This is a genomic window from Microbulbifer taiwanensis (assembly GCF_014904815.1).
In the GTDB taxonomy this organism is placed as follows: Bacteria; Pseudomonadota; Gammaproteobacteria; order Pseudomonadales; family Cellvibrionaceae; genus Microbulbifer; species Microbulbifer taiwanensis.
Genome location: NZ_JACZFR010000044.1, coordinates 35,685 through 60,540 on the forward strand (window position 1 = coordinate 35,685; position 24,856 = coordinate 60,540).

Consider the following 24,856-nt stretch of genomic DNA (forward strand, 5'->3'; position numbering starts at 1 on the left):
GATTGCGGAGTCCACTCAGGCTGCTATCACGCAATGAGTTTTGCTGTGGCCGACTCGGCCGCCATCTCGCGGGCAAACTCCGCCTCTATCAGCTCCGCTTCCCGGTAGCGCTTGATGCGTTCGAAGAAAAGCTGTGCCTCGGGAAAAGCGAGTTTCAGGTAGGCCAGCCACTGCTTGATACGGTTACCCAGGTACTTGGCCGGGTAAATCTCACGGGTGGTCTGGTAGTAGTCCCACAGCAGCGTGGCCACCTGCTGCCAGTTCATGGGCTCATAGGCTTGCCCTTCACAGTAGGCCTTGATCTGCAGCCCCAGGTCCGGTCGCGCCAGCAGGCTGCGGCCGAACATAAAGGCGTCACAGCCGGTGACGTCGCGGCAGCGCCGGAATTCGTCCAGGGTCCAGATATCGCCGTTGGCGATCACCGGGATCGACAACCGCTGCCTGATCTCGCCGATATATTCCCAGTAGGCCGGTGGCCGGTAGCCGTCCACCTTGGAGCGGGCATGCACCGCCAGCTCGCTGGCACCGCCAGTCTCGGCGGCACGGGCATTGTCCAGATAACTGGACCTGTCCATATAGCCGAGGCGGATCTTGGCCGTTACCGGGATACTGTCGGGGACTGCACGGCGCACGGCAGCGATAATGGCCTCCACCCGCTGTGGGCTCTGTAACAGGCAGGCGCCGCCATCGCTGTTGTTCACGGTCTTGGCCGGACAGCCGAAGTTCAGGTCTATAGCCCGCGCGCCCACCTCCACCGCCTTGGCCGCGTTGCGGGCCATGGCCTCGGGATTGCCGCCCAGCAGTTGCAGGCGCACCGGGGTGCCGCTGGCGGTGGCGGCGCCGGCTTCCAGTTCCGGGCACAGGCGGGTGAAGACCCGCCGCGGTAGTCGGGTATCGGTGACGCGCACGAATTCGGTGACACAGATATCCAGGCCTCCCAGCGCGGAGAGCAGGGCGCGCACATGGTGGTCTATCACGCCCTCCATCGGTGCCTGGTAGATCCTGGGAATGGAGATATTGGTCTCAGTGGTCATATATCGGTGGTCGGTGCCGGAATCGGGCGCGTATTCTAACAGTTTGCGGCAGGTTTGGTGTAAAAATGATCAGGCTGGAACTGGGAGTCAATACGGTCGTTATTGCCGATACGGAGGGGATATCCGGTCGCTGACCAGCGTCTGTTTTACTGCTTCATCTATGGTCTTTTCGTTGCGGCTGAAACTAATAAGTATTTGATTTTAAAGGGAAGTTGTATTGATAATAGCGCCCGCTTTGCGCGAATACCTGTCATAACAATTTGTTAGGGAATTTAATTGGTTTGGGTATTGCCGCAGTCGGCTGCGGGCCGGTAAGTAACCGCAATACGAAAATATAATCGCGTATCTACGCCACCGTATTGCGGGCGCTGATAAAACCGTTCAGGATGGCCGGTTTTATTGCCTGAATAATTAGGGGAATAAACAGTGCAAGACACGCTACTACAACAGGGGCTGGACATCACGCTGTTCGGCATGGGGATCGTCTTTTCATTCCTGCTGCTGCTGGTGATCGGCACCGCCATCATGTCCCGAATTATTACCCGCAACTTTCCCGACGCGGAGCCGGTGGCTCCAGCACCCAGCAGTGCAGCCGGTGACGACGCGCGCCTGCGCGCGATTATCAAGGCTGCCATAGACCAGCATCGCAAAAGACGCTAACCAAAAAATACTGCTGAACCATCTCCAATAAATTTGCCGAGAGAGACGACCCATGACTGAGCTTAAAAAGCCACTGGGCATAACCGATGTAGTCCTGCGCGACGCGCACCAGTCACTGTTTGCGACCCGCATGCGGCTGGACGATATGCTGCCGATTGCAGAGAAACTCGACAAAGTCGGATTCTGGTCGCTGGAATCCTGGGGCGGTGCCACTTTCGATGCCTGCATCCGCTATCTCGGTGAGGATCCCTGGGAACGCATTCGCGAGCTGAAAAAAGCCATGCCGAATACGCCGCAGCAGATGCTGTTCCGCGGCCAGAATATTCTCGGTTACCGCCACTACGCCGACGACGTAGTGGAAAAATTCGTCGAGCGCGCGGCGGAGAACGGCGTGGATGTATTCCGCGTGTTCGACGCCATGAATGATATGCGCAACCTGCAGACGGCGCTCAAGGCGGTGAAAAAGCAGGGCAAACACGCCCAAGGCACCATCTCCTACACCGTCAGCCCGGTGCATACCATGGACCTGTGGGTGGACCTGGGGCGCCAGATCGAGGATATGGGCGCCGACTCCATCGCCATCAAGGATATGGCCGGCCTGCTGCGCCCCTACGAGGGCTATGAGCTGGTGAAAAAATTGAAGGCCGCGGTGGATATCCCCATCCATATGCAGTGCCACGCCACCACCGGTCTCTCCACCGCCACCGCGCTGAAATGTATCGAGGCGGGTATCGACAATGTGGACACGGCCATCTCGTCCATGTCCATGACCTACGGCCACAGCCCCACCGAGGCGCTGGTGGCGATCCTCGAGGGCACCGACCGCGACACCGGCCTGGATATCAACCTGCTGGAAGAGATAGCGGCCTACTTCCGCGAGGTGCGCAAGAAGTACGCCAGGTTCGAGGGCTCGCTACGCGGTGTCGACTCGCGCATCCTGGTGGCCCAGGTACCCGGCGGCATGTTGACCAATATGGAAAACCAGCTGCGCGAACAGGGCGCCGGCGACAAACTGGACCAGGTTCTGGAGGAGATCCCGCGGGTGCGCGAGGATCTGGGCTTTATTCCGCTGGTAACCCCGACTTCGCAGATCGTCGGCACCCAGGCGGTGCTGAATGTGCTCACCGGTGAGCGCTACAAGTCAATCTCCAAGGAGACGGCCGCGGTATTGAAAGGCGAGTACGGCGCAACGCCGGCAGATGTGAATATGGAGCTGCAGGCGCGGGTGCTGGAGGGCGCCGAGCCGGTTACCTGTCGCCCGGCGGACCTGCTGCAGCCGGAACTGGACAAGCTGACTGCGGAGCTGAAACAGAAAGCCGCAGAAGAAAACGTGGCGCTGGTCGAAGGCGATGGTGAGATAGACGATGTGCTTACCTACGCACTCTTCCCGCAGATTGGCCTCAAGTTCCTGAAGAACCGCGACAACCCGGATGCCTTCGAGCCTGTGCCCACCGGCAACGAGGGCAGTGCGGTGAAGAACGAGCAGGGCGAGGAAGTCTACACGGTGACCGTCGAGGGGCAGAAGTACACGGTGAGCGTTGCCGACGGCGGCGACCTGAGCGCTGTTGCGCCTGTTGCTGGCGGTGCCGCGGTCTCTTCACCGGCCGCAGGCGCTGCACCGGCGGCCGGCGGCGGCGAGCCGGTCAAGGCACCGCTGGCCGGCAATATCTTCAAGGTAATGGTCAAGCCGGGCGACCAGGTGGCCGAGGGTCAGACCATCGTCGTGCTGGAAGCCATGAAAATGGAAACTGCCGTCAGCGCCCCCCGCGCCGGCAGCGTCACCAGCGTGGCGATCAAAGAGGGCGATTCCGTGGCGGTGGGCGATGCCCTGCTGTCCATCGCGTAACGCAGGCTAGGAGTCGCACGTGGATAATCTTGTAAATCTTTGGCAGTCGTCCGGCGCCTACCAGATGGCGTCGGGCCAGTTTGTGATGATTCTCGTCGGGCTGGGGCTGCTGTTCCTCGCCATCCGCAAGAACTTCGAGCCGCTGCTGCTGGTACCCATCGGTTTCGGCGGCCTGCTGGCCAATATTCCCGGCGCTGACCTGGCGCTGTCGGCGGCGGAGACGGCGCTGGCTTCCGGCGATGCGGCGGTACTGGCACAGCTGGCCCAGCTCCTCGGTGTCGAGTATACCGGTGACCTCTACGCGCTGAAGGAGGCATTGTCCAATGCGCCGGCGGCGGTGCAGACGCAGGTGACCCAATTCGCGCTGGATGCCGGCTTCAACAACGGCATGCTGTACAACTTCTATAACGTCGCCATCGCCTCCGGCGTTGCGCCGCTGGTGATCTTTATGGGCGTCGGCGCCATGACCGACTTCGGTCCGCTGCTGGCCAACCCGCGCACCCTGTTCCTCGGCGCGGCGGCGCAGTTCGGCATCTTTGCCACCGTATTGGGCGCTGTCGGGCTGTCGGTGGCCGGCATCATGGATTTCTCCATCGCCGACGCCGCCGCCATCGGTATTATCGGCGGTGCCGACGGCCCCACGGCCATCTACGTTTCCAGTCTGCTGGCTCCGGACCTGCTCGGCGCCATCGCGGTCGCGGCCTATTCCTATATGGCCCTGGTGCCCCTGATTCAGCCGCCGATCATGCGCGCCCTGACCACGCCGGAGGAGCGCAGGATCGAGATGGTGCAGCTGCGCCATGTGAGCAAGCGCGAGAAAATCACCTTCCCGCTGCTGCTGTTGATCCTGGTCGCGCTATTCCTGCCGGACGCGGCGCCGCTGCTGGGTATGTTCTGCTTCGGCAACCTGATGCGCGAGTGCGGCGTGGTGTCGCGGCTTTCCGACACAGCGCAGAATGCGCTGATCAATATCACCACCATCTTCCTCGGTCTGTCTGTGGGCTCGAAACTGGCCGCGGACAAGTTCCTGGATCCCAAGACCCTCGGCATCCTGGCACTGGGTATCGTCGCCTTTGCCATCGGCACTGCCGCCGGTGTACTGATGGCGAAGCTGCTGAACCTGGTGAGCAAGAACAAGATCAACCCGCTGATCGGCTCCGCCGGCGTCTCCGCGGTGCCCATGGCCGCGCGGGTGTCGAACAAGGTCGGCCTGGAGGCCAACCCGCACAACTTCCTGCTGATGCACGCCATGGGGCCCAATGTGGCCGGTGTTATCGGCTCGGCGGTGGCGGCGGGTGTGATGATCACCATGGTGCGGGCCATGACCGGTTGATGGAATTGTTCGGGTACTGAACCTGTGGGGCGGACCTTGTGTTCGCCCATTTTATTTAGGGTAAGCGAAGAATTTGGAACCTGGCCGGCCCGTGCGGGCGAACACTAGGTGCGTTCCAGCCGCTCCAGGTACTTGCGACGCCTTCGGCCCCTACAGATCGGCTTTCTCGTCATACCGGCCTGCACCGGTATGACAGGACAGTGATGGCTTGACTTGAAACAGGGAATCTACAGGTCCGGGTGGTGTGCTTTGCGGAATGCTCGCGGCGGACCTATCAGCGGCGTCTTAACCGGTTTGGCTGCGCCGGGAACTATGACGAATGAGTTGCCGCCCGGATTGGTGTCGTAAAACAGCGGCCCGTCCTTCCTCCAGTTATTCAACAGCCAGATATTACCCGACGGATCCACGGCACCGGCAGTGATGCGTTCCAGGGCATCGCTGGTATAGCCGGTATGCGGCGATATGGGGTCACCCGGTTTCAGGCCCGGCGGGCAATTGCCGACGCCGCAGAAGCGCGCGATACCGGTGTCGGGCCATTCGTAGTCTTCGTCTGCATCCTCCATCGGCGTGTGGCCAAAATTAAATACCCACACGGTATCGTCACCGTCGACGGCGTTGCCCCAGGGCACACTCAAGCCGCCCACTTTGGTGTACTGCTTCGGCGTGCCGCCGTCGGCCGGGTAAAAAATTAGCGACGGCATACCGCCCGCCTGGGAGTCCAGGGGCGTAGTGCAGACGATATTGACGGTATCGGAACTCGATACCCACATATTGCCCTGGCTGTCGCCGGCAATACCCATCGGCCAGGACACGGATACCGCGGAGGAGTCCACTGTCTCGACGCTGCCGTCGGCGGAAACGATATAGACTTCCTGCGCCTCGTTGCCGGTTACCCAGGCGCGCCCTTTGGGGTCTATGGCGATGGCAAAGGGTTTCAGCAATGGGGTTTCCGCACCGGTATTGGTGATGCCGCCGGGCAGGGGGATATTGCGCGCCCGCAGTGGATTTCCCCTGGGAATGAAGGTGACACTGTCATTGCCGCAGTTGGCGCTCCAGATATTCCCCTTCCTGTCTGACACAACTCCCTGTGGCCAGGAAATGTTGCCGCGGGTGAAGCCGCTCGGAGGCGACAGGGGGGTGCCGCTGGGGTGAAACAGGGACACGCTGTTGTGGGTTGCTGGAATTTCCTTGGCCGGATCCGGGGGTACTGTGCCGTCTGCGCAGTCGGGTGCCTCAAAGCCGAAGTTGCCCACCCAGAGATTGCCGTGCGGGTCGAAAGTTATCCCGAAACCGGCGCCGCTGAGACCGCCACCGAAATAGGGCGACCCGGGGAAAGACTCTCCCCAGGGGTAAAACTTCATCAGCCGCAATCCCGCGCAGGCGACTTCGCTCGGCGCCGCGGGTTCATAGTTGGCGTTGATCCAGCCGAAGCCGCGCTCGTCGATGGCGACATTGCCCGGGCCATCCATCAGGTTGAACCTGTCCTGCTGAGAGTAAAAACCGCCGGTGAACTTTAGAAACAGCAGCCAGTTGGTGGGCCTGTCCGTCAGCGCCGGCTGGTAAATAGGCGAGAGCAGGGAGAGCAGGAACAGCGGGTCGCCTGCATTCAGTGGGTAGTTGGGGTAGGCGGGAAATTTGGCGATATTGGCTATGGCCTGCAGCACATTGTGCGGCGCCGACCCGCCGCCCGAAGTGGCCGCGAAAAGGTCGTGGCAGTTGGCGGCGCTGGCAATACAGGCGGCGACGACATTGGTCAGGGAATTGAACGTGGTCAGGGTCGAAGTCTCGGAGCCGTTTGGTGTCCGGGCCAGTACTTCGCCGATATGGCCGTTTGCCGGGTTGGCCATATTCTCGGCCATCTTTACCGCATTCCGCATGCCGTTAGTGTTGCCGCGAATCTTGCGGCCCTCGATAAACTGGGCGAAGGAAGTACCAGTAGCGACAGTAGTGCGCTCGTTGATAACCACTTTTTCCAGTACTTTTGAACCGGCGCCCACGGCGCCAGCGAGCATCGCCGGGCGTTTCTCCGCAATGACAAAATAAACCGGCTTGAGCCATGGGGACAGTTTGCCCGGCAGCCGATAGCGGATTTCAAATTCACCGGCAGCGTCAGTGGTGGAAATCCCGAGGACATGATCGACGGGGAAGTTGCCCGCGTAGCTGACACGGAGGGAGACCCTGTAACCGGGCAGGGGGCCGCCATTGCCCTCCACCCGGCCGCGGATTTTTTTTACCCGCGGCAGCCAGGGATCATTCGGAGCAAACTGCTGCAACGCACTGTCGGTTGGCGAGCCGGCTTCCGGGTTCCTGTCGATGTCGCCCTGCGCCCTTGCCAATAGTCCGCCCAGCGAAAGCAGGGCCGCGACGGCGATCAGGGTTGGGAGTCTGGGGTGAAAGGAGAGGTATCCGGCCGGGCCTGCAATCTTCATGAACTTCTACTTCCTTACTGCCAGTTCACGACTTGGAGAAAATCCATTTCGAAGAAGTATGGCACAAGCCGTCGCCGGCGAAGTGAATACGCCTGAGCTCTAATGAACCGATAGGAAGGAATTGGTGAGAGAGCTTGGGGCCTTCACCGGGGCAGGCTGGACCGCCCCGGTAGCTTTGCGTATCAACCCTGCAACCGCTGGGCGAATCCGAGCAGTGAAATTGGCGGCCGCTGTTTTATATGGGCACTGGTGAGTGTATCAAAGTGGTTGTCGAGAATCTGGAACAGAGCGCGACGGCTCGCCTCGTGGAAGATTTCCGGCGAGCCGTACCGCGCGTAATACTCGGGAAACAGTTGCGCAATATCCTCCGCTGACCACTCGAGGTGGAATTGCAGGCCGAGAATATGCGCGCCGGCGGAAAAGGCCTGGTGCGGGCACAGCTTGGATTCGGCCAGGCATCTGGCGCCTTCGGGAATAGCGAAGCGGTATTTGTGCGCGTGGAACACCAGCCCTGTGCCAAATTGCCAGTCCCGCTTCGGAGTCACCGGCAGCCAGCCCAGTTCTTCCTGCGGCATTTCGATCACTTCTGCGCCCAGCGCGTGGGCCAGCAGTTGGGAGCCGAGACAGATGCCGAGTATCGGCACGGATGTGCGCGTCGCGCGGCTGATCCAGTCAATCTCCCAGGCGAGCCACGGCAGTTCCCTGTGGTCGCGCACGTCCATCAGACCGCCCAGTACCACCAGGCCGTCGAAACCGCAGTCCGGCAGTAGCTGCTGGCGTGGGTCGATGATTTCGAGTTCCACGCCGCGCGCCGCAGCCCAGTCGGCGATATAGCCGGGGCCCTCGTGTTTTTCATGCTGAATTACCAGCAGCCGGTTACTCATGGTTGCTGAAAGTCCCTCGTCTCCAGGTAGAGCACTCGTTTGAATCGAATACCCGCATCACTTATCGCCGCGGGCCAGTTGTCCTTCGACAGCGGCTGTTTGCTGCCGCTGTGTATGCGCGAGGGCGCTTCGGCGTCGGACTCCACCTCGAGAATCTGGTCAAAACTGGGCGGGGTGCCGATTTCGTGCACCAGCAGGGCGGTGTTGCCAAAATGCAGGAGGCGGTAGTGGCCGTTCTTCTGCTCGACCAGTGGCCTGTCGAGGAGCTTCTGCACAATCTGTAACTGCACTCCATCGGCATGGGGCGCACCGCCGCGCTCGAAGTGCCCGCGATAAATACGCGCGCTGAATGCGCCAATTTCACCCTTCTGCAGTGCCTTCAGGGAAAAGCGCTCCGGCTCGGCGGATACCAGTACACCGTCTTGTATCAGGGAGCGCAGGCCGGTACCCGCTGCGGACGACACTTCGAGCAGTATCTGGTGCCCGTGGCGCCCGCCGTGCAGTGGCATATGGGACGCGATCAGCCGCTCGCCGACGGGCAGCAGCGCCATACCGTGCACGCCGACGGATTCGTCTTCCGCCATCGCAACCGGTGCGAGTAGCAGCCAGCTGGCAAACAGCCTGAGCCAGCCGCTGTGGGCAAAGCTTCTGCTGCCTCGGCGCCGGCCGTGGTGCCGACGTGGATTTTGTAGTGCACTCATAGAGGTATCGCAATTGGCTGACGCGCTTGTCACGGCGAAATTCTAGCCATACATTAGTGCCCAATCGATTCTGATATGGAGACTATTGATTCCAGAATGGAAATAGATGATCTGGAGAAGTTCCTGGTGATCGCCGCCACCGAGAACCTGCAGCGCGCCGCGGATCGACTGGATACCAGCGCCGGGGGCCTGAGCAAGTCCCTGCGCCGGCTGGAGACGGCACTGGATACACGCCTGTTCGACCGTGTCGGCAAGCAGATTCGCGTCAACGACGCAGGGCGCCGCTTACAGAGGCGCGCGGCGGAGATAGTGGCCATGGCACAGCAGACCCGCGCCGAGTTCGGCGGCCTGGCCCGCGGCCTCGAGTGCCGGGTGGCGGCGCCGGCGATGTTGCAGCTGGAGTGGTCGCGGCGTATCCAGCAGTGCCTGGCGCTGCAGCAGCCCGACGCGCGCCTGTCCATGACTTCCGCCTACGAGGCGCTGGCGCTGCGGATGCTGGTGCGCGGCGAAGTGGATTTCGCCCTGGTGACCGATGCGGTGGCCGCGCAGATACCCGATGACATGTCAGTGCGCTCGGTCGGCTCGACCACCATGCGCGTCGCCGCGGCACCATCGCACCCGCTGGTGCAGGGGCGGCGGGAGAGGCCGGTGGAGGTGACGACGGAGACGATACTGCGGTATCCCTTCGCCGCACCCAGGATCTCCCCCTTCTGTGGCGAGGAGCGCGGTATCGGCAGCGACGGCTGGCGCGAGGACGCGCTGCCGCGCAAGATCAGTGTGGTGGTGAACGACTACGGCGTGCTCTGCAGCCTGGTGCAGGGTGGCCAGTTGCTGGCCTACCTGCCAGAACAGCTGCTCAATGAAATAGGCGCTGTGCGGGTGAAGGTGGTGGATTGTCCCTACCAGTGTACCGAGGAATTGATCGTGGTCTGGCGGGGTGGGGGCGAGAGCTGGCTCGACAGCTTGCTGCAGGCACTTTGACCTGGGGGAATCCCCCCCTGTAGGAGCGGCGGGGCGGCCATCCGCCCGTGGCCGCGATCGATTGCGCTACGTAGTGAGACCGATCGCGGCCATGGGCGGATGGCCGCCCCGCCGCTCCTACAAGAGGGGCTCCCTCAGGCCTTGAGGCTGAACGGCATGGCGTACATCCGCTTGCCGGTGGCCGCGGCTATCGCATTGCCCACTGCCGGCGCCAGCGGCGGCACGCCGGGTTCGCCGATACCGCTGGGGGGCTCCGCCGACTGCACTATATGCACCTCCACCGCCGGCATTTCCCGTATACGCGTCGGTTCGTAGTTGTGGAAATTGCTCTGCTGCACCCTGCCGTCTTTCAGGGTGATGCGGTTGCGCAACAGGGTGGACAGGGCAAAACCGATGGCGCCCTCTATCTGTGCGGTCACCACGTCGGGGTTGATCGCCACACCGCAATCCACGGCGGCGGTGATCTTGTCCACCGTGAAATCGCCCTCGTCTATGGACACATCCGCCACCATTGCCACCCGGGTGCCGAAGGACTTGTGGAAGGCGATGCCGCGCCCCCGGTTCTCCCCGGTGGAACCGCCCCAACCGGACTTGCCTGCAACCAGTTGCAGCACCTCTCTGTCGCGAGCCTCGGGCAGCAACTCGAGGCGGTATTGCAGCGGATCCCGGCCGGCCATACGCGCCAGTTCGTCGATCACGGTTTCCATCACATGGGCGGTGTGGGTGTGGCCCACCGAGCGCCACCAGAGCACCGGCACCGGCGACTCGGCGTTGTATACGCGCACGTTGAAGTTGTCGATCTGGTAGGGCGTGTCTGCCAGGCCTTCGACGCTGCTGTGGTCCACGCCATCTTTGACCATCAGTGCGGCGAAGGGGGTGCCGGTGAACAGGGACTGTGTGACCACCTTGTGCTGCCAGCCGGCAATATTGCCGCTGTCGTCCAGGCCGGCTTCCAGTTGATGCAAAACGATTGGTCGGTAATAGCCGCCGCGAATATCGTCCTCCCGACTCCACAGCAGGTGTACCGGTGCGCGACTTTTCATCGCCTTACCGATCTGCGCCAGCTCTGCGACCCAGTCGCCGAGCGGATTGCCGCGGCGACCGAAGCTGCCACCGCCGAGCAGGGTGTGGATTCTGATTCGTTTGGATTCAATACCCAGTACTTCCGAGAGTACATGCTCGTCGATACTCTGCAGCTGGCAGCCGGACCACATCTCCGCCTTGTCGCCGTCGAAATCCAATATGCAGTTGAGGGGTTCCATCGGTGTATGTGCCAGGAAGGGGAAGGTAAATTCCGCCGTCAATTTCTGCGCCGCGGAAGGCAGCGCTTTGCCCGCGTCGCCGCGCTTTGTTGCGACCAGTCCCTCGCCCTGTGCCTGCTGGCGGTATTCCGCAAAGATCTGCTCGTCAGAGCGGGTTTCGGCGCCGCTGGTGTCCCACTCGACTTTCAAAGCATCACGCCCGCGCAGCGCGCTCCAGCTGTCTTTTGCCAATACGGCCACACCGGCGGGAATCTGCACCACCTCCTCGACCCCGGGGATGGCCTCGCTGGCCGTGGCGTCGAAACTTTTCACTTTGGCGCCGAAAAGTGGCGGGTGGGCGATAGCAGCGGTGAGCATGCCGGGCCGCTTGACGTCCATGGCAAACAGGGCCTTGCCGTCGGTTTTCTCCGCGGAGTCGAGCCGTGGGACATTTTTGCCGATCAGCTTCCAGTCCGCGGGGTCTTTCAGCGGTGCGTCCTGCGGCACCGGCAACTGCATGGCATCTGCGGCCAGCTCGGCGTAGGTGGCACTCTTTCCGGAAGTGTGCACCACTGTGCTGTTTTCCGCGCGCAGTTCGGCTTCGGGGACTTTCCACTTTTTCGCCGCCGCCTCGATCATCATGGTACGCGCGGCCGCACCGACTTTGCGCATCTGCATCCAGGAGCCGGCCATGGAGGCGGAGCCACCGGTAACCATTACCGGGCCGAAAACCAGGTTGTTGTAGGTAGCCACGTCGTTGGGGGCGAACTCGAAGCGCAGTTTCGACCAGTCCGCTTCCAGCTCTTCCGCCAACAGCGTCGCCACGCCGGTGACCACGCCCTGGCCCATTTCGAAATACTTGCTGATGACGGTGATGATGTTGTCGCTATCGATTTTCAGGAAAAGGTTCGGTGCCGGTGTCTCCGAAGGTGGTGTTTGTGCACTGGCGGTTCGGCGACCCAGTGGCACATAGAAGCCGAGTATAAAGACCGTCGAGGCGGCGGCCTTGAGAAAGCGGCGCCGGGACAGGGATTCGGGTGCGTCCGTGTGCCTGGTCACTGGTCACCTCCGATTTTCTTCGCGCTCTCGAGAATGGCCGCGCGGATCCGTTGGTAGGTGCCACAGCGGCAGATATTGCCCTCCATACTGGCATCGATATCTTCGTCGCTGGGCTTGCGATTTTTCGACAGCAGGGTGATAGCGGACATGATCTGGCCGGACTGGCAGTAGCCGCACTGCACCACATCCAGTTCCCGCCAGGCGCCGACCACCGCATCCGCCACCGGGCCGGAAACGCCCTCGATGGTGGTGATCTCCCGGCCCTGGGCCTCCCCCAGCATTATCGAACAGGAGCGCGCTGCCTCGCCGTCGATATGTACCGTGCAGGCCCCGCAGAGGGCGCGGCCGCAGCCGTACTTGGTACCGGTCATATCCAGCAGGTCGCGCAGGGCCCAGAGCAGTGGCATCTGCGGGTCCGCGTCCAGTTGCCGGTCTTGCCCGTTGATCTTCAACTCGATTCTGGCCATTAGATCACTCCTTGGGGCAGGGCATGCCTGCCGCCACCCAGGTGGTCAGCAGTTGCAAAAAGGATGCATGGTCGACAGGGACAGGTTCGCGTCCGGCACCAGGCTCCCAGCCCCAGAGCACCAGCTTGTCCTCTCCCATATGCTTTTTCAGGTCTTCCGCCGACCTGCCGCCATTGCGCTTCGGGTCTTTCAGCGATTCGCAGAGTGCGGCGGAAGAGAGGTCGGCCCAGGACATGGACAGCGGCGCCAGTGACCAGTGGGGCGCGCCGGGCACGCCGGAACTGGGATTGTTGCCTTTCTGGTTGTGGCAATTGGTGCAGCGCATGGCGGCGACCCCCAGGTTGTCCGGCCCCCTGGTTACCCGGGGGTTGTGCGGGTGGCCGTCGTCACCCTGCAGCGGGGTATCGACCTGGTGGCAGTTGAGGCAGCGGGGGTGCTGCAGCACCGTGGCGATCTGTTCCCAGGCCCGCAGCGCCCCGGGGTCCGCCTCGGGCCGGGCCATGGACTTTTTCTCCCTGCCATCGCAAGCGGCCAGGGCCGACAGCAGTGCGATAGAGGTCACCGTTGAGCGCAATAGCGCAACCGTTCGCCGCATTCCCATTTTGCGTTTCTCTTCGTGAAAGGAAGAATGCAGCAACCATAATCGCGGTGTGGCACCGGCGACAGGCGGCGAGGGCGTAAGGGGTGTGTTGCAGCGACAAAAGATGCGCTGTGGCGTCCAAAGTGTTTACACTTTTCTGACTGGTTAGTCAGGCGGGTGCCGTAGCGCGGCGGGGCGCGTGCTATGATAGGCGCGTTTTTTTGTATGCAGGGGCGCAGCTGGGCGCCCGGAGGAGAGTCTATGTCCTGGTTGGGCGCGGGAATTGGAGCCGGTATCGGCTTGATGTTTGGTGGCCCCATCGGCGCGGCGCTGGGTGCCTGGATCGGCAGTTCTTTCGGCTCCGGTCTGCAGCGCGTCGGCGGTGCCGCCGCCGGCCTCAACCGCGACGGCGCCCAGACGGTGTTTATCGTCACGCTGTTTTCCATGCTGGCGAAGATGGCCAAGGCAGATGGGCAGGTCTCCAAGGCGGAAGTCCAGTTTATCGAGGACTTTATGCGGACCAACCTGCGCCTCGGTGCCGAGGACCGCGCTCAGGCGATCAAGATTTTCCAGAACGCCAAGAGCGATAACTACAGCATCTACGACTATGCGCAACAGTACCGGCAACTGGTGCGCAACCAGGCCATGCGCGAAATGGTCTACCGACTGCTGTTTGCCGTGGCATTTGCAGATGGCGAACTGCACGCGGCGGAAGAGGCAATACTGCGCCGCATTCCCGCCGAGCTGGGACTGCACGAGTCTATTTTCTCCGCCATGTGGGGCGAGTTCGACCAGCGAGCACCGGCGTCCGGCGCCAGCCTGCAGCAGCACTACGATGTGCTGGAGTGCACACCGGAGACCAGCGACCGCGACCTGAAACTCGCCTACCGCCGCAAGGCGGCCGAATTCCACCCGGACAAGATTGCCTCCAAGGGGTTGCCGGAAGAGTTTATGCGCCATGCGGAAGACCAGATGAAAAGCATCACCGTGGCCTACGACACTATTGTCGAGTCGCGCAAACGCGAGGCGAGTGCAACGGCATAGGGTGTTCTTCACCCAGAGTTGAATTTTCTGAATCACCGAGGTATTTGATGAGCCTTGCCAATAAAATTGAAGAAAAACTGAGTGCGGCCTTTGCGCCAGAGCATATCGACGTGCAGTGCGAAAGCCATATGCACAATGTACCGGCGGGCTCGGAAATGCATTTTCGCGTAGTACTGGTGAGCGACACCTTCACTTCGCTGCGCAAGGTACAGCGACACCAGAAAGTGTATGCAGTACTGGCCGAGGAGATGGCCGGTCCGATACATGCGCTGGCTCTGCATACCTACAGCCCGCAGGAGTGGCAGGGTGCGGCGCCGCAGAGCCCGGAATGTCTCGGTGGCGGAAAAAAGTAACCTGTTTTCCCCGCGATTCTTTGAACGTCTCCAGTTATTTCTTACCACCGCGCAGCAGTTCTTTTCGAACTGCTGCGGCGCGTAAAAACTTTTACTGACCTCAATTCCATTCCCTCTCCTGCGCCAAAAGCTCTGCGCGACAGGCGCAAAGTGGGAATGATTTTCCGTCAAAAAAAATACTTCTCCGCCTAATTCGCAGGAATTTTCTTTTTTGGCGCCAGAATTTGGTCAATTTTTCTACGGCCGTGTTTTCACGCGACTAGACTGACCATTGATTGGGCTGATTGCTGTTTTAATCTGCTGAATATCAATGGAGTTACCTCAAATGAAGATGACGCGTATTTTGATCCCCTCTCTGGCGCCTCTGGCACTGGCAGTTTCTGGTGTGGCCTCTGCAGGGCCTTCCGGATATGCACCGCCCCCGCCGCCGCCGGATAAACAGGAGTTTATCGTTCGTGTGGGTGCGTCCTACGTCACTCCGAATTCCGACCGGATGACCTTTGTCGATTCATCCCTGGTGTTCTTCGACGCATTTCGCGCGACCATGGACCCGGAAGATGAGTGGGGCTGGAATATCAGTGGTGCCTGGAAGGCGACGGATCACTTCAGTTTCGAGCTGATGTATATCGATGGCGATGAACATGTCGGTGGCAACACCCATGGCTTTATCGAGCTTTCCGGGTTCGACGTCGACCGGATTCGCAATCTTGCGAAATTCGAGCCGGAAATGAGCACCGCGATGGCCAACTGGTATCCGCTGGATCCGTCCTGCATGTTCCAGCCCTATGTCGGCTTCGGTATCAACTACACCGACTTCGGTAGCGAAAGCTTCAGGGGTATTGTGCGTGAAGACCTGCAGGACTTCGGGCTCAGGGGCAGAATGTCAATGGGCAATTCCTGGGGATACACCTGGCAGATAGGTGCCGATTTCAATTTCGGTCACGACAGCGCCTGGCTGGTGAACGTTGCGGCGCTCTACCTGGATTCCGAGACCGACGTCCGGTTCGATATCATCGAGGACAGCACCTCGCCCAATCCCGGTCGCGTGGTGGAGTCCTACTCCGGTGACTATCTCTACAACCCCTGGGTATTCAATCTGTCTGTGGGCTACAAGTTCGCATTCTGATTGCCCCGGCAGATAAAGACTTGTGAGGGCGCTTCGGCGCCCTTTTTTATTTTGGGCGGCGCCAGTTTTTCTGCGGCCAGCGGCGTAAGAATATTCTTGTGAAAATCTGGTCAGATTTAAGTGGAAAAACAGGCGCCAATTGATACTGGATCCCCGCTCACAAGCTGTCGTTGATCTCCTCTTCGGCACGCATTCGCACGCAGTTAAATTTCACGCCATAAAAGTATTTTTCACGCCAAGTTTGATCAAAAGTTCCAATAGTCAATCGGATATCGGGGCGTTTTTTCTAGCGGTGTTTATTTTCGTGTCTAGACTGAAAATTGATTGGGTGGATTGCTGTTGAATTTGCCGAATATCAACGGAGTTTTTACTGATGAAAATGACGCGCATTCTGACACCTCTGGCTCTCGCAGTTTCGGCCGCGGTAGGAGCGCAAAATGCATTGGCCGGCCCCTCCGGTTACGCCCCGCCGCCTCCCGGGCCACAACCGCTGTACCACGCCGGAACCACAGTGGTTCGTGTCGGCGGCGGCTACTTCGACCCGGATAGTACGTCTGGAAAACTGGTCAATCCGCAGTTTTTCCCGGAGTTTGAGCGGTTCGATTACGATCTGTCGGATGAGTGGACCTGGCAGTTCAGCGCCATGTTCATGCCGGTCGACCATTTCGGTATCGAGTACAACTACCAGGGCGAGTCCGATCACGACCACAAGGTGCGGGTCAACGGGACCTTTATGGGTGAGTCCTTCTCGGACAAGTTCAAGGTCAGCAGCCTGGACAGGAACACCAGCGTGCTGACGTTCAACTGGTTCCCGGTCTGCCCGGAATCCTGGATACAGCCCTACGTTGGTGTCGGCACCAGCTATACGGAATTCGATAGCGCCAATGTGAAAGAGGGATTTAACGAATTCCTGGCGGACTTCGGCGATGCCATAGGTCCAGCCCGTTTCTCCGTCAAGGATTCCTGGGGCTGGGTCGGCCAGATTGGCATCGACATGCTCTTCGGGCGCGACAGCAACTGGCTGGTGAATGCCGCTGTCCAGTACCACGATGTCGACTTCAGCTCGGCTCTTTACTATCCGGTCGAGGGCCTGACCAACCTGGGGTCCACCCGCACCTTCGAAAATGCGGTCAGGGCCAGTTTCGAACCGGATCCATGGATCTGGAATGTGGGTGTCGGCTACAAGTTCTGATACCTCTATTCCTTGGGAAAAAGGCGCTTCGGCGCCTTTTTTTCATCGGTTCTGTGGGCGGCGATAGAAGTTGAGTCAATGTTCCAATTGACGAATCCAGGTTGGATGTTTTTTCTACAGCGGTGTCTTCTCGTGTCTAGACTAAAAAGGTGATCGGGCAGCTTGCAATGGATTCTGCCGCAATCAATGGAGTGATCAGTTATGGAATTGACGCGAATCTTGGCGCCAGTGGCGCTGGCCGTTAGCACCGCGACAGTGTCCGTCGCAGCCTCGGCAGGACCTGCCGATTACACGCCACCGCCCCCCGCTGCGCCGCCGGCCATCTACGAGGCCGGAACAGTAATGGTTCGCGTCGGCGCCTCCTATGTGGATCCCGACGATGACAATGGCAAGTGGCGTTTCAACCGGGATCTGTATCCCTACCTGGATGGACTCAGGTACGAACTCGACAGCGAAACCACCTGGAATTTCAGTATCGGCTTTATGCCCGTGGACCACTTTTCGGTGGAGTTCATCTACGTCGGCGAGTCGGAACTCGACCTGGACCTGAGGGGCCTGTTGCGTCCATTTGAGAATGAAAAAATCCGGGCCGGCAGTGTCGATCGCCGCACCGGTGAACTGATGGTCAACTGGTTCCCGGTCTGTAAGGAATCCTGGGTACAACCCTACGTTGGGCTCGGCGGCCACTACACGGACTTTGACAATTCGAGTTTCCGCGTCGATGCCAATGATTACCTGGCGTCGGTAGCCAATGCCGTAGGCCCGGCCACACTTTTCCTGGAAGACGACTGGGGTTGGGCGGCACAGGTCGGTGTCGACATCATGTTCGGTCGCGACAGCAACTGGCTGGTGAACGTCGCGGTGCAATACCTGGATATGGAAGTGGCGGCCGACTTGCACTACGCGGTCCCCGCGATTTTCGATCCCGGTGTCTCTGTCAATGCGGCGAGAACCGATATCGAGGTGGATCCCTGGATTTACAACCTGGGGATCGGCTACCGTTTCTGAGTCGGCAGCTACAGCTGAAAAGGCGCTTCGGCGCCTTTTCAACTATTTCCGCATTTTCCCTCACCGATTCCTCTCACCAGTCAATGATTCAGGTGTCGCCCTTGCAGGCTGGTTCTCAATCTCGCTGCAAACCCCGGTGGATTTCTGGCAGATACGGGGGGCAAACCTAGACTTCTAGCGGGTATCAGCCCCGGATAATAAGCCTCTCCCGATTCAATAATTCCTGCAGATAAATACCCGGAGAACACAATGAGACTTCCAGTGAAACTGCTTTCGATCATTTTAATCGCCGTAGCGCCCGGTCTGTCCCTCGCCTATGAGACCGGCAGCAAGATACTGCGATTCGGCAACGCCACCGTCAGCCCCGATGTCAGTTCCAGTCCGCTGTCGCTCACCACTGACAGCACCGCTGAAATCGAGGGCACCAGTGTGAGGGTAGGGGATAACGGCACCCTCGGCCTCACCGGTGTCTATATGTTCAGCGATCACTGGGGCGTGGAAGTGGTGGCCGCGCTACCCTTCCAGCACGACCTGGAGGTCTCCGGATTGACCGCGCAGAAGCTCGACCTCGGCCAGACCAAACACCTGCCGCCGACGGTGCTGCTGCAGTGGTACCCGATGCAGAACGCCTCCTCGGTACAGCCCTACGTCGGCCTCGGGCTGAACTACACGGTTTTCTTCGACGAGGAGCTCTCAAACGGCGCCGACGACCTGTTTGCGACACTGGGGGCGACAGATGACGCGAAGATGTCCATAGATTCCTCGATCGGCATAGCTGCCGAGGCCGGCATCGATATGGCGTTCGGATCCAAAAACCAGTGGATGTTCAATCTCGCCGTCTGGTGGGTGGATCTGGATACCACCGCCGAGATAGACGTGCCCGGTGTCGGCAGTGTCTCGGCCGATGTGGAACTGGATCCGCTGGTCTACATGGCGGGTCTCGGCTATCGTTTTTAGAAGGCGCTTCCACAGCGATTTCGCGGGGGGGGGCCCCTGGGCCCGCCGCCGTTGTTTCCACCCATAACCACAATGGCTGGCCCCCTCGTCGCCAACCACCCCCCCCAGCGCGTTCACCTGGAAGCGGGTGAGACCTACTTCTTCTGCGTCTGCGGCCGCTCTGCCACACAGCCCTTCTGCGACGGCAGCCACAAGGTCACTGACCTGAAACCGCTGAAATTCACCGTGCAGGAGAGTGGAGACTTCTGGCTCTGCTGCTGCAAGCACACCCACAATCGCCCCTTCTGCGACGGTCACCACAAACAGTTCACACCCGCAGATGTGGGGCGGGAGCGGGAACTGTAAATCCGGACGATCCGGCGCACCCGTTGGCCGCGTTGCATGCAACGGGTATCCTGCCTTTTATAGCCATGTGTAAAAGGAAGGAAGATATGGAAATCATCCCGCCTGAATCCCGCGTCTGCTGCTTCAGATCCCGACTCGGACATTACCTGTCGAATGTCGTGGCCGCGGGCCTCCTGTTGTTTTGCTGCAGCTTTGCTGTGGCGCAGTCTGCGGACTGCCCGGCATGGTCCGGTGCGCAGGCCCGGGCGGAAATAGCCCAGTTGCAGCAAAAAATCATCCAGTGGGACAGGGCCTACTATCTTCAGCACCGCTCCCTGGTAGAGGACTCGGTATACGACAGCGCGCGGGAGAAACTGGCGCGCTGGAATCACTGTTTTCCCCGCCATGCGCGCGAAGTTGCGCGGTCGCATCCATCGGCCGGGCACACCCTGGCGCACCCGGTGCCGCAGACGGGACTGCACAAACTGAAGGGCGACGGGGCCGTCGCCGAGTGGCTGGCGGGGCGCAGGGATATCTGGATACAGCCGAAGGTGGATGGCGTGGCGGTGACGCTGGTCTATCGCGACGGCGGGCTAGCGCAGATGATCAGTCGCGGCGACGGCGTGCGCGGACAGGACTGGACTCACCACGCGCGCAATATCCCGGCCATACTTGCGGAAATTCCCGACAGGCGGCCGCAGCTGGTTTTACAGGGCGAAATCTACTGGCGTTTCGACGGCCATGTGCAGCGCAACGGCAGCAGCAATGGCCGCGGGCTTGCCAGCGGCGCCATGGCATCGCGGCAACTGTCGGCCGAGCAGGCGCGGTCGTTGGCGGTCTTTATCTGGGACTGGCCGCAGGGACCCGAGACCATGGAGGAGCGGCTGCGGGCCTTGACGGCGATGGGCTACAACACCGCGATTTTTACCCGCCGGATAGAGACTGTGCAAGAGGTGCGCCGCTGGCGCGAGCACTGGTACGGGGAACCGCAACCCTTTGCTACCGATGGCATTGTCCTGCGGCAGGGTGAAAGGCCGGTCGTGGAGCGCCGGCCCCCGCAGCCGCCCGGCTGGGCGGCGGCCTGGAAGCACCCGGCGGAGACGGCACTGGCGGAGGTGGTGGGCGTGGATTTTCCGGTCGGCCGCACCGGCAAAATCGTGCCGGTGGTGGAGATAAGGCCGCTAAGCCTCGACGGCCGGCGCATCCGACGGCTCAGCAGCGGTTCCTTTGCCCAGTGGGAGGCCTGGGATATCCGCCCCGGCGATCAACTGCAGGTAACCCTGGCGGGCCAGACAATCCCGAAAATCCTTGATGTCACCCTGCCGGCCACTGCGCGGGCGGCGCTGGATATACCCGACCCCGATGCCTATCACCACTTGAGCTGCTGGAGACCGACGGAAAACTGCGAGGCGCAGTTCCTGGCGCGGGCGCAGTGGCTGGGGGAGAAACTGGGCTTTCGCGCCATGGGGGAAGCGCGCTGGCGCTCGCTGCTGGAGGCCGGCCAGCTTCCCGACCTGGTGGCCTGGGCAGCACTGTCGCAGCGGGATCTTACCGATATTCCCGGAATCGGCGAACTGCGGGCGGAAAAGCTACTGGGGAATTTCCGGCAGGCCCGGGGGCGCAGCTTCCGCGCGTGGATGCTCGCACTCGGCATGCCCGCGGCGACCCGCCTGCCGGGGGACTTCTGGCGCGACGAATCCTTCGCCAGCCTGTCGGAGCGCAGCGTCGCTGACTGGCGACAGCTGCCGAATATAGGCCCGCAGCGCGCGGCGGATATCGCCCGTTTTATGCGGCACCCGGAGGTCCTGGCGCTGGGGGAAAAGCTGGCCGCGCTGGATATCCAAGGGTTTTAGCAGTCGGGTAAATGCCGATCGAAGCGGACTCTCCGGCAGAAACCCGTAATGACGACGATGGAGGGGCGCCACACCCGTGGGCGATGGGCGATGGGCCTGTGTTAAACTCCGCGTTCAATAGCCGCCAGGGGGACTGCGGCCGGCGCATTCTAAAAATGACAGGTCGCTAATAGAAATAATGGCCATCAAGTGGGCCCCTTTACTCTGGATTCTTCTCGCGATCTGCCTCTCCGGCGGTGCCCATGCGGGCGCCCTGACAGTGGCACCGGATCTGCAACCCACATCGCTGACTTCCCACCTGCGCCTGCTGGAAGATACCTCCGGCCAACTGGCATTCGAGCAGCTGCAGACACCCGAGTACCGGGCGCAGCTGCAGCCCTGGACCAGATCCTCCGCCAACTTTGGCTTCAGCCGCTCCGCCTACTGGGCGGCCTTCTCCCTGCGCAACCCCGGCGACCGGCCGCTGCCGCTGGTGATTCGCCAGGACTACCTGCTGATCGACCACCTGGATTTCTGGGCGCAGGACGACGGCGGCCGCTGGCAAAAGCTGTCCACCGGAGATCGATTGCCGTTTGACAGCCGCGGCCTGGCGCTGCGGGATTTCGTCTTCCCGGTGACCCTGCCGGCACAGAGCGAACGCACCTACTACTTGCGCTATGCCACCCAGGGTTCGCTCAATATCGGCCTGTCCGTCAGCAGTGAGACCGCCTTCCTGCCACGGCTGAGCCTGGAGCAGCTGTTGCTGGGCATCTACTACGGCGGCTTCCTGGTACTGGTGATCTACAACCTGTTCCTGTTTTTGGCGGTGCGCGACAAGGCCTATGTCTACTACATGGGTTATGCGCTCAGTTACGGCTTCTATTTCAGTATCCACAACGGTATCTCCTTCCAGTTTCTCTGGCCCGGCAATCCCTGGCTGGCGAATGAAAGCCTGGTGATACTGCTGGGGCTGTCCACCATCTTCGGCACCCAGTTCGCCCGCGAGGTCTGCGCCGGCCCGCAACTGGCACCACGCACCGACTGGGTCGCGCGCACGCTGATGTATTCCATGGTGCCGCTGACGCTGGCGGCGCCCTTCTTCGAGTATCGCCCGATGATCCTGATCTTCGCGGGCATCACCCTGGCGCTCTGCGTGGTACTGCTCGCACTCGGTACCATCAGCCTGCTGCGAGGTTCTATCTCCGCGCGCTACTTTATGGTGGCCTGGGTCGCGCTGCTGTCCAGCGTGATCGTCTACCTGCTCAAGGCCTTCGGCCTGCTGCCGCACAACGACCTGACCCATAATGCCTTCCAGGTGGGCGCGCTGGTCGAGATGGTATTGCTGTCCCTGGCGCTGGGCGCCCGGGTCAGCGAGATCCAGAAGCGCGGCTATACCGATGAGCTCTCCCGCCTCTACAACCGCCGCCACTTCGACGAACAGCTGCCGCGGGAATTCAACTTCGCCGCCCGCTCCGGCACACCGCTGTCGCTGCTGGTACTGGACCTGGATCACTTCAAGAGCATCAACGACCGCTACGGCCATCGCCGTGGCGACCAGGCCATCCACGCCGTCGGCCAACTGATCCAGAGAAAGGTGCGCAAACCGGTACTGGCCTGCCGCTACGGCGGTGAGGAATTCGCGATACTGCTGCCGCGCACCAGCGGCGAACAGGCCGCGGTGCTGGCAGAGCGGCTGGTGCTCAGGGTGGCGGAGCTGGAGCTGGACGGCATGTCGCTGACCACCAGTATCGGGGTGGCCAGTTTTGAGGGAGGCAACTTCGGCGCGGCGGTGCAGCTGTTCGAGGCCGCGGATGCGGCGCTGTATCGGGCCAAACAAGAGGGGCGGAACAGGGTAGTGGTGTGCTGCCCAATTGCGAAGACGGAGAGTAGCGTCGAATCAGTTGGGGAAAGCGAGGCAATATCTCCGTAATCGCGCTGAACAAAGGTGCCAAATAGGCCGCTGTCGATTATGGGCTTTGTGCGCGAGCTATCCGCCCGCTGATGGGTGGGAGATTCGGTTGCGGCGGTGCGAGTGCGATTTGAAGTGCGAGGTGTCTATATCTGGGCATTTGTGGCTAGATATAGGCGTGTCCATATACAGACACAGTGTGTATATTTACACAAGCCTATGAATAAACTGTTCGCCGAAGAGGAAAGCAATGAAGTTCATCCAAAAAATAACTGTTTATTGGAAAAATAGAAAAAAATATCCGACGTTCAAAGATATGCCATCTTGGATGCTGTGTATATTGGGTGGGCCTTCATTGCTGGTTTCATACTACTTCGGAAAGCACCTCGCCATCCCTGCTGGTGATGAAATTATAAAAGTAGCAAATGAACATGGTTTTAATACACTCGGTATCACTCTTAGTATCCTTGTGTTGGTTATTGGCTTGTATTCCATGGCTTTCGGTGCCATTGCTACTCGTTGCGGACAGTTGCTATTCCAACGCCATTTCGTGTAGATGGGTGGTGGCTAACCAGCGACTGTGATGTTTGTGTCCGGCAGAGTTCGCACGTGCTGATGGCATGTGATCATCTATGTCCCCTTGCCATCCCCAATGAACCAGAACCCTGTATCCGAGAAGTAGCGCAATATCCATGGAAGGTTTTCGCGCCAATCCTTTCTTTACGGGGGTGATAGGGGTGGAATTAAACACGTTAGGCGGTGATAGTTGTACCGCCTGTGTCGGTATTATGAGTTTGTTTAATAGCCGAAAATTTTTTGCTTCAGATACAGGTTATCAGTAACAGACAATCGCTCAAGTAAACCAACCAGAGGTAAACGGAAGTGCCAATTTTTGCCTATCAGTCCCTGAACTCCACTAGCAGCACCCGCCACGGGATCAGCGCCTCGAATTCGCAGGGATTCACTATCGACACGCACAACAGGATCGCCCAGAACAGCGACAACTGGATGCTGAGCATGCCCACCGCCGAAGGGGTGGAGCCCCATCTTCCAATACAGGGCCCCGCCGAGCTGGTGCGCTCCGCCCCTGTAGGAACCATGGATAAAGTCGTAAAGCAGGGGAAGAAGGTCCCCAAAGTCGACGATAAACGATTTCTCAGGATGGTCGAGGGCAAGGCACGGCAGGCGCATCAGCATATCTACCGCGAGTTCCAGGGATCCTGTGATGTGCTTGTCTACGGCGAGCTCGACGGTTCTAACAGTGAGTGGAGCAGCATGCAGCAGAATGCCGGCAGCCTGTTTGCCGCCTCATCGGTTCAGCGGGCCTGCAACTGTTTCAGCATTCATACCCATAACGCAAATTCGATCACATATCTCGGCGAGGGGGAGGGCTGGGTTGCGATCAAGAGTTACGGCGTGATCGCTGTCTTTGTCCATGTGCCCAACAAGTACGCGACGGATGAGAGCAAGGCGGCGAACTTTTACGGCAGGATCAGGAGCAGCCTCCTGCAGGCGCAGGGTGGTGGGGTTATCGATGTCATCATGGGGGATACCAACCAGCCGAGTAACGGATTTACCGAGCGGGTTTTAAAGACGGCACTGGGCCAGGATTTCGCGGATGCGCACCCGGATACCAATATCGTGCCCCTCGATTCCTACAAGCGGAGCTTCGGTGGTACCAACAGCTCGGCCAAGAAGAAATACGATATAGCGGTTTACAACACCGAGACAGTATCTCTGAACCAGATGGTGTACCTGTCCCAGTGTGCGCCGGAGGGGCGTGAGGCCGTCGCCGTAACCGACCATATGGGTGTCGCGATTGAGGTAAAGAAAGTTCCTTTTGCCTAAATGGCGGCACCGGCATCGGCCGGGCACCTATTACCGATTGGTGCCCGG

Annotated in this window: 23 protein-coding genes; 16 read left to right on the top strand and 7 right to left on the bottom strand. The window is 60.4% G+C overall.

The window, feature by feature from the left end; all coding sequences use genetic code 11:
- Nucleotides 1–26: 26 nt before the first annotated feature.
- Nucleotides 27–1,034, bottom strand: coding sequence for a tRNA dihydrouridine synthase (locus IG627_RS15620; protein WP_193193322.1), 1,008 nt, complete (start codon nt 1,032–1,034; stop codon nt 27–29).
- Nucleotides 1,035–1,460: 426 nt separating this feature from the next.
- Between IG627_RS15620 and IG627_RS15625 the strand changes: the two genes are divergently transcribed.
- Genes IG627_RS15625 through IG627_RS15635 form a run of 3 tightly spaced genes read left to right on the top strand, consistent with a single transcriptional unit; the run spans nt 1,461 to nt 4,873 of the window.
- Nucleotides 1,461–1,694, top strand: a complete 234-nt coding sequence (locus IG627_RS15625) for an OadG family protein (RefSeq protein WP_193193323.1) — start codon at nt 1,461–1,463, stop codon at nt 1,692–1,694.
- A 52-nt stretch (nt 1,695–1,746) separates the two neighbouring features.
- On the top strand, nt 1,747–3,540 hold the full coding sequence (gene oadA / locus IG627_RS15630; protein WP_193193324.1) for a sodium-extruding oxaloacetate decarboxylase subunit alpha: 1,794 nt from the start codon (nt 1,747–1,749) through the stop codon (nt 3,538–3,540).
- 19 nt (nt 3,541–3,559) lie between these two features.
- A complete protein-coding gene (locus IG627_RS15635) occupies nt 3,560–4,873 on the top strand; it encodes a sodium ion-translocating decarboxylase subunit beta (protein ID WP_193193325.1) in 1,314 nt (437 codons plus the stop codon).
- A gap of 227 nt (nt 4,874–5,100) precedes the next feature.
- Here the strand turns inward: IG627_RS15635 and IG627_RS15640 are convergent, their stop codons facing one another.
- The 3 genes from IG627_RS15640 to IG627_RS15650 form a co-directional block, all read right to left on the bottom strand.
- Complete coding sequence (locus IG627_RS15640) at nt 5,101–7,302, bottom strand: Vgb family protein (RefSeq protein ID WP_193193326.1); 2,202 nt, start codon at nt 7,300–7,302, stop codon at nt 5,101–5,103.
- Nucleotides 7,303–7,484: 182 nt separating this feature from the next.
- Nucleotides 7,485–8,186: a type 1 glutamine amidotransferase gene (locus IG627_RS15645; RefSeq protein ID WP_193193327.1), complete on the bottom strand. Its 702-nt coding sequence runs from the start codon at nt 8,184–8,186 to the stop codon at nt 7,485–7,487.
- On the bottom strand, nt 8,183–8,887 hold the full coding sequence (locus IG627_RS15650) for a hypothetical protein (RefSeq protein WP_193193328.1): 705 nt from the start codon (nt 8,885–8,887) through the stop codon (nt 8,183–8,185). The genes IG627_RS15645 and IG627_RS15650 overlap by 4 nt, the downstream gene beginning before the upstream one ends.
- Nucleotides 8,888–8,983: 96 nt before the next feature.
- Here IG627_RS15650 and IG627_RS15655 point away from each other — a divergent pair, with 96 nt between their 5' ends.
- Nucleotides 8,984–9,868, top strand: coding sequence for a LysR family transcriptional regulator (locus IG627_RS15655; RefSeq protein WP_193193329.1), 885 nt, complete (start codon nt 8,984–8,986; stop codon nt 9,866–9,868).
- A 134-nt stretch (nt 9,869–10,002) separates the two neighbouring features.
- On the opposite strand, the gene IG627_RS15660 is transcribed toward IG627_RS15655, so the two are convergent.
- From IG627_RS15660 to IG627_RS15670, 3 genes are read right to left on the bottom strand one after another with little or no spacing between them, the layout of a single operon-like run.
- Nucleotides 10,003–12,168: a xanthine dehydrogenase family protein molybdopterin-binding subunit gene (locus IG627_RS15660; protein WP_193193330.1), complete on the bottom strand. Its 2,166-nt coding sequence runs from the start codon at nt 12,166–12,168 to the stop codon at nt 10,003–10,005.
- Nucleotides 12,165–12,635 carry a (2Fe-2S)-binding protein gene (locus IG627_RS15665; protein ID WP_193193331.1) on the bottom strand — a complete coding sequence of 157 codons (471 nt, stop codon included), beginning with the start codon at nt 12,633–12,635 and terminating at the stop codon, nt 12,165–12,167. Before IG627_RS15665 ends, IG627_RS15660 begins: the two co-directional genes overlap by 4 nt.
- A 4-nt stretch (nt 12,636–12,639) precedes the next feature.
- On the bottom strand, nt 12,640–13,236 hold the full coding sequence (locus IG627_RS15670) for a hypothetical protein (protein ID WP_193193332.1): 597 nt from the start codon (nt 13,234–13,236) through the stop codon (nt 12,640–12,642).
- Between the two features lie 240 nt (nt 13,237–13,476).
- Between IG627_RS15670 and djlA the strand changes: the two genes are divergently transcribed.
- From djlA to IG627_RS15725, 12 genes are all read left to right on the top strand, one after another.
- Nucleotides 13,477–14,259 carry a co-chaperone DjlA gene (djlA, locus tag IG627_RS15675; RefSeq protein WP_193193333.1) on the top strand — a complete coding sequence of 261 codons (783 nt, stop codon included), beginning with the start codon at nt 13,477–13,479 and terminating at the stop codon, nt 14,257–14,259.
- Between the two features lie 47 nt (nt 14,260–14,306).
- On the top strand, nt 14,307–14,612 hold the full coding sequence (locus tag IG627_RS15680) for a BolA family protein (protein WP_193193334.1): 306 nt from the start codon (nt 14,307–14,309) through the stop codon (nt 14,610–14,612).
- A 331-nt stretch (nt 14,613–14,943) separates the two neighbouring features.
- Complete coding sequence (locus IG627_RS15685; protein WP_226865265.1) at nt 14,944–15,738, top strand: OmpW/AlkL family protein; 795 nt, start codon at nt 14,944–14,946, stop codon at nt 15,736–15,738.
- Nucleotides 15,739–16,249: 511 nt separating this feature from the next.
- On the top strand, nt 16,250–16,930 hold the full coding sequence (locus tag IG627_RS15690) for an OmpW/AlkL family protein (protein ID WP_319024583.1): 681 nt from the start codon (nt 16,250–16,252) through the stop codon (nt 16,928–16,930).
- Between the two features lie 201 nt (nt 16,931–17,131).
- Nucleotides 17,132–17,938 (top strand): OmpW/AlkL family protein, encoded by an 807-nt coding sequence (locus IG627_RS15695; protein WP_193193337.1) that lies wholly within the window; start codon nt 17,132–17,134, stop codon nt 17,936–17,938.
- 249 nt (nt 17,939–18,187) lie between these two features.
- Complete coding sequence (locus IG627_RS15700) at nt 18,188–18,895, top strand: OmpW/AlkL family protein (protein ID WP_193193338.1); 708 nt, start codon at nt 18,188–18,190, stop codon at nt 18,893–18,895.
- Between the two features lie 72 nt (nt 18,896–18,967).
- Nucleotides 18,968–19,240, top strand: coding sequence for a CDGSH iron-sulfur domain-containing protein (locus IG627_RS15705; RefSeq protein ID WP_226865249.1), 273 nt, complete (start codon nt 18,968–18,970; stop codon nt 19,238–19,240).
- Between the two features lie 86 nt (nt 19,241–19,326).
- Nucleotides 19,327–21,072 carry an NAD-dependent DNA ligase LigB gene (gene ligB / locus IG627_RS15710; protein ID WP_193193340.1) on the top strand — a complete coding sequence of 582 codons (1,746 nt, stop codon included), beginning with the start codon at nt 19,327–19,329 and terminating at the stop codon, nt 21,070–21,072.
- A 178-nt stretch (nt 21,073–21,250) separates the two neighbouring features.
- Entirely contained in the window at nt 21,251–22,981 is a 1,731-nt protein-coding gene (locus IG627_RS15715) for a diguanylate cyclase (protein ID WP_193193341.1), read from the top strand.
- Between the two features lie 229 nt (nt 22,982–23,210).
- On the top strand, nt 23,211–23,516 hold the full coding sequence (locus IG627_RS15720) for a hypothetical protein (protein ID WP_193193342.1): 306 nt from the start codon (nt 23,211–23,213) through the stop codon (nt 23,514–23,516).
- Between the two features lie 136 nt (nt 23,517–23,652).
- Nucleotides 23,653–23,802, top strand: a complete 150-nt coding sequence (locus IG627_RS20915; RefSeq protein WP_226865251.1) for a hypothetical protein — start codon at nt 23,653–23,655, stop codon at nt 23,800–23,802.
- 40 nt (nt 23,803–23,842) lie between these two features.
- On the top strand, nt 23,843–24,808 hold the full coding sequence (locus IG627_RS15725) for a hypothetical protein (protein WP_193193343.1): 966 nt from the start codon (nt 23,843–23,845) through the stop codon (nt 24,806–24,808).
- Nucleotides 24,809–24,856 lie beyond the last annotated feature (48 nt).

Excerpts from the sequence above, each read along its gene's own strand:
- IG627_RS15620 (WP_193193322.1), bottom strand. The coding sequence starts at position 1,034 with ATGACCACTGAGACCAATATCTCCATTCCCAGGATCTACCAGGCACCG.
- oadA (WP_193193324.1), top strand. The coding sequence starts at position 1,747 with ATGACTGAGCTTAAAAAGCCACTGGGCATAACCGATGTAGTCCTGCGC.
- IG627_RS15640 (WP_193193326.1), bottom strand. The coding sequence starts at position 7,302 with ATGAAGATTGCAGGCCCGGCCGGATACCTCTCCTTTCACCCCAGACTC.
- IG627_RS15645 (WP_193193327.1), bottom strand. The coding sequence starts at position 8,186 with ATGAGTAACCGGCTGCTGGTAATTCAGCATGAAAAACACGAGGGCCCC.
- IG627_RS15650 (WP_193193328.1), bottom strand. The coding sequence starts at position 8,887 with ATGAGTGCACTACAAAATCCACGTCGGCACCACGGCCGGCGCCGAGGC.
- IG627_RS15655 (WP_193193329.1), top strand. The coding sequence starts at position 8,984 with ATGGAAATAGATGATCTGGAGAAGTTCCTGGTGATCGCCGCCACCGAG.
- IG627_RS15665 (WP_193193331.1), bottom strand. The coding sequence starts at position 12,635 with ATGGCCAGAATCGAGTTGAAGATCAACGGGCAAGACCGGCAACTGGAC.
- IG627_RS15670 (WP_193193332.1), bottom strand. The coding sequence starts at position 13,236 with ATGGGAATGCGGCGAACGGTTGCGCTATTGCGCTCAACGGTGACCTCT.
- djlA (WP_193193333.1), top strand. The coding sequence starts at position 13,477 with ATGTCCTGGTTGGGCGCGGGAATTGGAGCCGGTATCGGCTTGATGTTT.
- IG627_RS15680 (WP_193193334.1), top strand. The coding sequence starts at position 14,307 with ATGAGCCTTGCCAATAAAATTGAAGAAAAACTGAGTGCGGCCTTTGCG.
- IG627_RS15685 (WP_226865265.1), top strand. The coding sequence starts at position 14,944 with ATGACGCGTATTTTGATCCCCTCTCTGGCGCCTCTGGCACTGGCAGTT.
- IG627_RS15695 (WP_193193337.1), top strand. The coding sequence starts at position 17,132 with ATGGAATTGACGCGAATCTTGGCGCCAGTGGCGCTGGCCGTTAGCACC.
- IG627_RS15700 (WP_193193338.1), top strand. The coding sequence starts at position 18,188 with ATGAGACTTCCAGTGAAACTGCTTTCGATCATTTTAATCGCCGTAGCG.
- IG627_RS15705 (WP_226865249.1), top strand. The coding sequence starts at position 18,968 with ATGGCTGGCCCCCTCGTCGCCAACCACCCCCCCCAGCGCGTTCACCTG.
- ligB (WP_193193340.1), top strand. The coding sequence starts at position 19,327 with ATGGAAATCATCCCGCCTGAATCCCGCGTCTGCTGCTTCAGATCCCGA.
- IG627_RS15715 (WP_193193341.1), top strand. The coding sequence starts at position 21,251 with ATGGCCATCAAGTGGGCCCCTTTACTCTGGATTCTTCTCGCGATCTGC.
- IG627_RS15720 (WP_193193342.1), top strand. The coding sequence starts at position 23,211 with ATGAAGTTCATCCAAAAAATAACTGTTTATTGGAAAAATAGAAAAAAA.
- IG627_RS20915 (WP_226865251.1), top strand. The coding sequence starts at position 23,653 with ATGGAAGGTTTTCGCGCCAATCCTTTCTTTACGGGGGTGATAGGGGTG.